This is a genomic window from Actinoalloteichus spitiensis RMV-1378, assembly GCF_000239155.1.
In the GTDB taxonomy this organism is placed as follows: Bacteria; Actinomycetota; Actinomycetes; order Mycobacteriales; family Pseudonocardiaceae; genus Actinoalloteichus_B; species Actinoalloteichus_B spitiensis.
In genome coordinates, this window is the sequence record NZ_AGVX02000556.1 from 1 (window position 1) to 8,551 (window position 8,551).

Genomic DNA, 8,551 nt, shown 5'->3' on the forward strand with positions numbered 1-8,551 from the left:
GCCGTCGACGCCGACCGGCTCGCCGGCCTCGAAGCCGACTTCGCCGCGAAGGTGCGGCAGGCGGCGTCGGACGCCTACGGCGAGATCGGCAAGGAGATCAACCTCGGCTCCCCCAAGCAGCTCCAGGTCGTCCTCTTCGACGAGTTGGGCATGCCCAAGACCAAACGCACGAAGACGGGCTACACCACCGACGCCGAGGCGCTCCAGAACCTCCACGCCACCACCGGCCACCCGTTCCTGGCGCACCTGCTGGCCCACCGCGACGCCACCCGCCTCCGCACCACGGTCGAGGGCCTGGTCAAGGCGATCGCGGACGACGGGCGGATCCACACCACCTTCAACCAGACGATCGCCGCCACCGGCCGCCTCTCGTCCACCGAGCCCAACCTCCAGAACATCCCCATCCGCAGCGAGGAGGGGCGGCGCATCCGGGAGGCGTTCGTCGTCGGCTCCGGCTTCCAGGAGCTGATGACCGCCGACTACAGCCAGATCGAGATGCGCATCATGGCGCACCTCTCCGGTGACGAGGGTCTTCTGACAGCGTTCCGCGAGGGGGAGGACCTGCACACCTACGTCGCCTCGCGGGCTTTCGACGTCGCTCCGACCGAGGTCAGCGCCGAGTTGCGCCGGCGGGTCAAGGCGATGTCCTACGGACTCGCCTACGGGCTCTCGGTGTACGGTCTGGCTCAGCAACTGCGCATCTCGGCCGAGGAGGCCAAAGCCCAGATGGAGGCGTACTTCGCGCGGTTCGGCGCGGTGAGGGACTACCTCCAGGCCGTCGTCGAGCGGGCGAGGAAGGACGGCTACACCGAGACCGTGCTGGGGCGCCGCCGCTACCTGCCGGACCTGACCAGCGACAACCGACAGCGCCGGGAGGTGGCGGAGCGGATGGCGCTCAACGCGCCCATCCAGGGCAGCGCGGCCGACATCATCAAGGTCGCGATGCTCGGCGTCCACCGGGCGCTCGCCGAGGCCGGCCTCCGGTCGAGAATGCTGCTACAGGTACACGACGAACTCGTGCTCGAGATCGCCGAGGGCGAGCGGCAGGCGGTGGAGGAACTGGTCCGGGCCGAGATGGCCAGCGCGTACCGACTGGACGTGCCGCTGGAGGTCTCGGTCGGCGTGGGCGCCTCCTGGGACGCCGCGGCACACTGACCGGGAGGTCACGTTGTTCAAGGTGGAGCGGTTCGATCACATAGTGATGACCGTCAACGACATCGACCGGACGGTCGCGTTCTACCGCGACGTGCTCGGCATGCAGCCGGTCACCTTCGCGGAGGGGCGTCAGGGACTGGCGTTCGGGGTGCAGCGGATCAACCTGCACCCCGCGTCGGAGGAGGTCGGGCCGTCCGCGACCTACCCGTTGCCCGGTTCGGTGGACCTCTGCCTGATCACCACCTCGCCCATCGCCGAGGTGAAGGAACACCTGTGGGCGTGTGACGTGCGGATCGAGGAGGGGCCGGTCTCGCGGCAGGGGGCGTTGGGGCCGATGATCTCGCTGTACTTCCGCGACCCGGACGGCAACCTGGTCGAGGTGGCGAGGTACGAGGAGCTCTGATCGGGCGGGGCCGGCCGGCATGGCCGGTCCCGTGCTCGACGGTGGACCCCTGGGGCGCGTACCCGGAGCGGCGCGGCAGACCGGGTCGGGTCGCCGAGCGCGTCCGACGTCCAGGAGCGGCAGGGGCGTGGTGGGGGCCGTGCCGGCGCCACCCACGGCGGGGTGGGGGCCGTGCCGGCGCCACCCACGGCGGGGTGGACGGCGGTGCCGTGCCGGACGACCGCCGCGCCCCGGGGCGCCGTGCTCGGGCGGTGGGTGGTCGGCCGCCGCCCGGGAGGCCGAACGAGGCCGGCCGGATCATCGCGGCGGTGTCCGGGATGTCCTGGTCGCCGGCCCGGCCGGTCCCGTGGGACGGGAGCCGCAGCCCAACCCCGCCGTGCCGGCCTCCCGCGGAGGGGCCGCGAGCAGGGGCACCAGGCCGGTGGGGCCGGACGCCGCGAGCACGACGAGGTCTCTGGTGGCCGGGTCGGTCCAGCCGGTGGGGGGTCGAACTGGACCGTTGAGCTCGTCCTCCGCCGAGGACAGCGGAGTCGCCGTTGATCGTCGGTTGCCCACCCAGGCGCCAAGAGCCCCAGCCGCTCCCCGGCGGGAGCACGCGAGGGGATCCGGGCCGGTCCACCGCCGTGGCCGGACCCCGTCGCGTACCCGCCCCGCCGCCCGGGGCACCGGCCCACGCGCGGGGGCGCGGACCGGGCGCGTCACGGCGGGGTGCCCGCCGTGTACCCGGGGCGGCACCGGGTGGGGGAAGTCGTGGGTGACGTCGCTCAGTGGTGGGTGCCGCCGACGAGCAGGACGGAGCCGTCGGGCTCCGTCCCGCAGTCGAACTCGCTGACCACGGTGTGCGTGGTCAGGTCGATGGTGCTGACCGTGCTCGTCTCGAACTGCGGGATCAGGGCGATGTCCTCGTCGGGGTGCAGGATCGCCGACGCGGGGATGCCCCGCATGGTGATCGAGGCGATGTGCTGGAAGTCCCGGGTGTACAGGTGGACCTGGTTGTTCTGGATGTCGGTGACCAGCAGCCTGTTCTTCCTGATCGCGTAGACCCGCAGCGGGTCCCCGTCGATCGGGAAGGAACGGCGCAGCCGCATCGAGGCGGTGTCGAACTCCAGCACGGCCGGGGTCCGTCGCGCCCCGACGTAGAGGGTGCGCTCGTCCTCGCTGAGCGAGCAGCCCTCGGGCAGCGCCCCCGCACCCACGACCCTCGGCTCGACCGAGGCGGTCCAGGGGCGGACGACCGAGACCGAGTTCGATTCCAGGCCGGTGGCGTAGGCCCGCTCGCCGTCGCGGGTCACCGCGACCATGTGGGTCTTGCGGCCGCCGGTCGGGAGGACGGCGCTCGGGCTGGTGTCGGTGAGGGGGTCGTTGAAGACCAGCAGGGTGTTCGTGCCCTCGCTCAACACGAAGAGCCGGTCGTGGCGGTCGACGGCCAGTCCGTGGATGCGGTTGTGGGAGCCGGTGCTGATGGTGCGCACGAGCCGGCGGCGTTCGAGGTCGACGACGAGGACGGAGTTCCCGCCCTGGCCCTCGTCACCGGACATCCGCACCCCGTAGTGCCCGATGAACGCGTAGCGCTTGCGGCGGTCGGAGACCATCTCGTGCGGGTAGTCCGGCAGCCCGATCGTCGTCTGGCGCTCCCCGCTGGTGGTGTCGAAGAAGCTCAGCTGGTGGCTCCCCTTCTCGACCAGGGCGAGGATGTCGCCGGTGTTCGCGGCGCTCGACCGCGGGCGTCGAGCCCCTGCCAGCGCGCTCCCCGCCCCGGCCAGTCCCAGTCCGCCGGCGACCCCGCCCGCCGCCACGAGCTTGAGCATCGAACGTCTGTTCACCATCTCGTCTCTCCTCCTCGACGCCTGGCGCCACCACCCGACCCGCGGGGAGCTCCCCCCGCAGGTTGCTTGCGCAATCAACTGTGGAGTGAACAGGGCTGCCGCGCGAGCAGTCAATGGGCGACTACCCCGAACGGCGGGTGCGGGGCGGCCGAATGTCACACGTGGGATGCGACTGGCGACACAACGGTGACCGCGCCGGTCGTGTCGGGGGTGGGGGTGCTCCGCCGGGATGTTCCCCGGTCGTGGACGAGCCGGGCCGGCGGGGCCCCCTGGCCGAGAGCGCCGGTGGTGGTCGTGCTGGGCGTGAGTGGACGGAAGGCGGCCGTCGCCGCGCAGGTCACGCTGTGTGCGCGCGACCGGGTGTCGAGCCCATGCCGAGGAGTGCGGTCTTCGCGGGAGCCCTGGGCCGGGACCCGCTGCCCGTTGATCCCCGTCGCAGGTCAACTCCGGAGCGCGGCGGGAGGTCCACCATGAGATAACCATGCGATAACGATTGCGGATCGGTCTCGGAGTGACGCTGTGTCATCACTGGCCGTGACGCAGTCCGGTGGCGGGCCGGGTCTCCCAGATGGTCCAGAGGGGGCGGTAGCCCTGCCGCGGCCAGAACACCGAGCTGAGCGGGTTGGGTGGGTTGTAGTACAGGTAGGTCGCCCGCGTCCCCGCCCTGTCGAACTCCTCGTGCGCCCGCGCCATCAGCAACTGCCCCACTCCCAGCCCCCGGGCCCCCGGGGCCACCGACACGCAGTTGACGTAACCGAGGAGGCCGGTCGGGAGGCGGGTCGCCCCCGGGCTGCCCTCCGCCACCGGGCTCCACGCGCACTCGGCGAGACCGACCGCCAGGCCGTCCACCTCCGCCAGCCAGACCGGGTGGTCCCCCGCCAGCCTCGTTCGCAGCGCCTCTTCCTTCAGGTGACGGGCATCCGGGCGCACGACGGTGCCGCCCACCAGCGCGGAGTACCCCAACTCCGCCATGGCCAGGTCGAGCACCTCCGCCAGGTCACCGGGCCCGGCCCGGCGCACCCGGATCCGGTCGTCGGCCGGTGCGGGCCGGGACGGCATCGGGGAGGTCCTGATCGCGAGCACGCTCAGCGGAACGAAGCCGTGGTCGAGCAGCACCCGGGCCACCTCCGCGTCCCGGCTGGGCCAGATCACCTCCACCGCCGAGTCCGGTTCCGCCGCCAGGCCGTCCACCAGCACGGGGCGGGCCGCGGCCAGGAGCCCGGGCAGGCCCTCCGCCCCCACCGAGCCGAGCAGGGGCGTCAGCTCGCGGCAGTACCGGGCGGACCACAGGCTGGACGCGGTGCCGGCGGGGTGGTGGTGGAAGACGACCACGCCCCCGACCACCCTGCCGTCGGGCAGGGCGGCGACCACCGGCTCCCCGACGGGTGCGACCCGCTGCGCCGGGATCGCGGGGTCCAGTCGGGCGAAGCGCGCCGACTGCTCGGCGAGGAGGTTGCGGGTGGTGGTCATGGCCTGGTCCTGTCGCGGCTCGCGGGTGGAACCGACCCAGGGTCCCAGCACGTCCCGACGGCGCGGACCGTCAGGCCCCCGCCTTCTCGGCGCGGAAGATGGCGGTGCCCGGGAACAGCCGGCCGCGCAGCGGGCTCCACTGCCCCCACACCCGGTCGTGCCCCGCCGGCCACTCGGGTTCCACGAGGTCGACGAGGTGGAGACCCGCTCCCGCCAGGGCGCGGACGTGGTCGCCGATGGTCCGGTGGTACTCGACGTAGGTCGGTGCCCCGTCCTCGTCGACCTCGACGTAGGGCGTCCGGTCGAAGTACGACTGGCGGACCGTCAGCCCCGCTGGCCCGGGGTCGTCCGGGAAGATCCACCGCATCGGGTGGTTGACGGCGAACACCCAGCGTCCACCGGGGCGGAGGACCCGGGCCACCTCGGCGGTCAGCTGGTCGAGGTCGGAGACGAACGGGACGGCGCCGAACGCCGAGCACGCGAGGTCGAAGCTCTCCGACGCGAAGGGCAGGGCGTCGGCGCTCGCCTGCACCAGGGGGACCTCGACGCCGGACTCGGCCGCGCCGAGCGCGGCGTGCCGCAGCATGCCCGAGGACAGGTCCATCGCCACCGGTCGGGCCCCCCGGGTTCGCAGCCAGCGGGAGCAGCTCGCCGATCCGCAGCCGACCTCCAGGACGCTGGCGCCGCGCACGTCGCCGAGGAGTCCCAGGTCGCGCTCGGTGATCCCCTCGGGCGCCCAGCGGAACTCGGTCAGGCCGAGGAAGTCGCCGTGTTCCCGCTGGTAGTCGTCGGCGTCGGCGTCCCACCACGCGCGGCTGGCGGCGCGGGCGGCGGCCGCCCCCGGTGTGGTGCGGGACACCCCGCTGGTGCCGAGCACGTCCTCCGCGTGCCGGTACCGCGCCTCGCCGGTCGTCTCGGCCGCTGGTGGCTCCGCGCCGGGTTGGGGGCTGCTCGTCACTCGTCCACCGACCCGTCTACCTGCGTTGATCAACTTCTCCGGATCGCATCCGGGTTTGCCCGGGGATCACCTGGGCGCGTACGATACCTCTGCGTTGTCAGACTGTTCCGCACCCGTCAGGGCCGCGAGTCGCGTGGACGCCGGAGTCGATCCGGGCCCGCGGGGGTCGTGTCACCGATCGGTGGCGAGCCACCGGCCCGTCGCGCGGAGGCCTACGATGGCGTCCAGAGCAGACAAGTGAAGCAAGTCGCCCGCTACCTCGAATCCATACCGGAGCCACCTACCTAATGTCCACCGACACCACCACTGTCCCGGCTGCCAACTCGTCGAAGCAGCAGGTTGCCGTCAACGATATCGGGACGGAGGAGGACTTCCTCGCGGCCATCGACGAAACCATCAAGTACTTCAACGATGGCGACATCGTTGAAGGCACCATCGTCAAGGTCGATCGTGACGAGGTGCTGCTCGACATCGGCTACAAGACCGAAGGCGTCATCCCTTCGCGTGAGCTGTCGATCAAGCACGACGTCGATCCGGCCGAGGTGGTCACCGTCGGTGACCACGTCGAGGCCCTTGTCCTTCAGAAGGAGGACAAAGAAGGTCGGCTGATCCTGTCCAAGAAGCGCGCCCAGTACGAGCGCGCCTGGGGCACCATCGAGGCGCTCAAGGAGAAGGACGAGCCGGTCAAGGGCACCGTCATCGAGGTCGTCAAGGGCGGCCTGATCCTCGACATCGGCCTCCGGGGCTTCCTCCCCGCCTCTCTCGTCGAGATGCGTCGGGTCCGGGACCTCCAGCCCTACGTCAGCCGTGAGCTCGAGGCCAAGATCATCGAGCTGGACAAGAACCGCAACAACGTGGTGCTGTCCCGGCGTGCGTGGCTGGAGCAGACCCAGTCCGAGGTGCGGAGCGAGTTCCTCAACCAGCTCCAGAAGGGCCAGGTCCGCAAGGGCGTCGTCTCCTCGATCGTCAACTTCGGTGCCTTCGTCGACCTCGGCGGGGTGGACGGTCTGGTGCACGTCTCCGAGCTCTCCTGGAAGCACATCGACCACCCGAGCGAGGTCGTCGAGGTCGGCCAGGAGGTCACCGTCGAGGTGCTCGACGTGGACATGGAGCGCGAGCGCGTGTCGCTGTCGCTCAAGGCCACCCAGGAAGACCCGTGGCGCCAGTTCGCCAGGACGCACGCCATCGGCCAGATCGTGCCCGGCAAGGTCACGAAGCTGGTTCCCTTCGGCGCGTTCGTCCGGGTGGACGAGGGCATCGAGGGTCTGGTCCACATCTCCGAGCTGGCCGAGCGCCACGTCGAGGTGCCGGAGCAGGTCGTGCAGGTCGGCAACGAGGTCATGGTCAAGGTCATCGACATCGACCTCGAGCGTCGCCGCATCTCGCTGTCGCTGAAGCAGGCCAACGAGGGCTTCACTCCGGACATGGAGTTCGACCCGACCCAGTACGGCATGGCCGCCGAGTACGACAACGAGGGCAACTACATCTACCCCGAGGGCTTCGACCCGGAGACCCAGGAGTGGATGGAGGGCTACGACTCGCAGCGCGAGGAGTGGGAGGGCCAGTACGCGGAGGCCCAGCGCCGCTACGAGCAGCACAAGAAGCAGGTCACCAAGGCTGCCGAGGAGGGCGCCGACGTGGAGCCGGTCGGCGACCAGAGCTACTCGTCCGACACCCCGCGTGCCGACTCCAGCGGTTCGCTGGCCAGCGACGAGCAGCTCGCCGCCCTGCGGGAGAAGCTGTCCGGCGGCGCGTGAGCGTGGCCAGCCCGGATCGTTGATCCGCGCTGAGTGATCCAGTACGGTCGTCAGAGCCCGCACCTGTCAGGTGCGGGCTCTGACGTGTCCTGGGAGGGGCGGCTGTGCTACGGGTCGGGCTGACCGGGGGCATCGGCGCGGGGAAGTCCACCGTCGCGCGGCGGCTGGCCGAGCACGGAGCCGTCGTGGTCGACGCGGACGCACTGGCGAGGGAGGCGGTGGCGCCCGGCAGCGAGGGGCTGCGCGAGGTCGTGGCCGCGTTCGGCTCGGGGGTGCTGACCTCGGAGGGTGCCCTGGACCGCCCGGAGGTGGCGCGGCGCGTCTTCTCCGACGAGGCGGAACGGGCCCGGCTGAACTCGATCGTGCATCCCCGGGTGGCGGAGCTGGCCGCGGCGGCGTTCGAGGCCGCGCCGGCGGACGCGGTCGTCGTCCACGACATCCCGCTGTTGGTCGAGAAGGGGATGAGCGCCCAGTACCACCTGGCGGTGGTGGTGATGGCTCCCGAGAGCTCCCGGGTGGACCGCCTGCGCCGGACCAGGGGCATGACCGAGGCGGAGGCGCGGAGCCGCATCGGCAGCCAGGCGACGGACGAGGAACGGCGGGCGGCGGCTGACGTGCTGCTGAGCAACACGGCGTCGCGGCAGTCCTTGCTGGCCGAGGTGGACGTGCTGTGGCGCGAACGGCTGGTCCCCTTCGAGCGGAACGTGCGGTTGGCCCGGTCCGGGCGGGACGGCACTGCCCCGGTGCTGGTCGACCACGACCCGGACTGGGTGCCGCAGGCGGCGCGGCTCGTCGAGCGGGTGCGCCGCGCGGCGGGGAACGCCGCGTTGCGCGTCGACCACGTCGGTTCCACCTCCGTTCCCCACCTGCCGGCCAAGGACGTCCTCGACCTCCAGCTGACGGTCGCCGACCTCGAGACGGCGGATGCGCTGGCCGCCCCGCTGGCCGCCGCCGGGTTCCCGCGTTACGAGGGCATCGACTC

Annotated in this window: 7 protein-coding genes; 4 read left to right on the forward strand and 3 right to left on the reverse strand. The window is 71.8% G+C overall.

The genetic code is table 11. The features are described from left to right. Positions 1–1,155: DNA polymerase (locus ACTIDRAF_RS0221585; protein ID WP_016700796.1), on the forward strand; the 1,155-nt coding region annotated here is incomplete at its 5' end. A 22-nt stretch (positions 1,156–1,177) separates the two neighbouring features. Then, entirely contained in the window at positions 1,178–1,558 is a 381-nt protein-coding gene (locus ACTIDRAF_RS0221590) for a VOC family protein (RefSeq protein WP_280956890.1), read from the forward strand. Positions 1,559–2,322: 764 nt separating this feature from the next. Here the strand turns inward: ACTIDRAF_RS0221590 and ACTIDRAF_RS0221600 are convergent. The 3 genes from ACTIDRAF_RS0221600 to ACTIDRAF_RS0221610 all read right to left on the reverse strand — a co-directional run bounded on the left by ACTIDRAF_RS0221600 (position 2,323) and on the right by ACTIDRAF_RS0221610 (position 5,812). Further along, positions 2,323–3,384 carry a YncE family protein gene (locus ACTIDRAF_RS0221600; protein WP_016700798.1) on the reverse strand — a complete coding sequence of 354 codons (1,062 nt, stop codon included), beginning with the start codon at positions 3,382–3,384 and terminating at the stop codon, positions 2,323–2,325. Positions 3,385–3,909: 525 nt separating this feature from the next. Further along, positions 3,910–4,854, reverse strand: a complete 945-nt coding sequence (locus ACTIDRAF_RS0221605; protein WP_026066367.1) for a GNAT family N-acetyltransferase — start codon at positions 4,852–4,854, stop codon at positions 3,910–3,912. A 70-nt stretch (positions 4,855–4,924) separates the two neighbouring features. Then, positions 4,925–5,812 (reverse strand): class I SAM-dependent methyltransferase, encoded by an 888-nt coding sequence (locus tag ACTIDRAF_RS0221610; protein WP_016700800.1) that lies wholly within the window; start codon positions 5,810–5,812, stop codon positions 4,925–4,927. A gap of 287 nt (positions 5,813–6,099) precedes the next feature. On the opposite strand from ACTIDRAF_RS0221610, the gene rpsA reads away from it, so the two are divergent. Beyond that, the gene (rpsA, locus tag ACTIDRAF_RS0221615; RefSeq protein WP_016700801.1) at positions 6,100–7,569 is read left to right on the forward strand and encodes a 30S ribosomal protein S1; all 1,470 of its coding nucleotides are present in this window, start codon (positions 6,100–6,102) and stop codon (positions 7,567–7,569) included. Between the two features lie 104 nt (positions 7,570–7,673). Further along, positions 7,674–8,551: dephospho-CoA kinase (coaE, locus tag ACTIDRAF_RS0221620; protein WP_016700802.1), on the forward strand; the 878-nt coding region annotated here is incomplete at its 3' end.

Bases quoted from the DNA above. Each gene is read 5' to 3' on its own strand.
- ACTIDRAF_RS0221605 (WP_026066367.1), bottom strand. From the start codon at position 4,854: ATGACCACCACCCGCAACCTCCTCGCCGAGCAGTCGGCGCGCTTCGCC.
- ACTIDRAF_RS0221600 (WP_016700798.1), bottom strand. From the start codon at position 3,384: ATGGTGAACAGACGTTCGATGCTCAAGCTCGTGGCGGCGGGCGGGGTC.
- rpsA (WP_016700801.1), top strand. From the start codon at position 6,100: ATGTCCACCGACACCACCACTGTCCCGGCTGCCAACTCGTCGAAGCAG.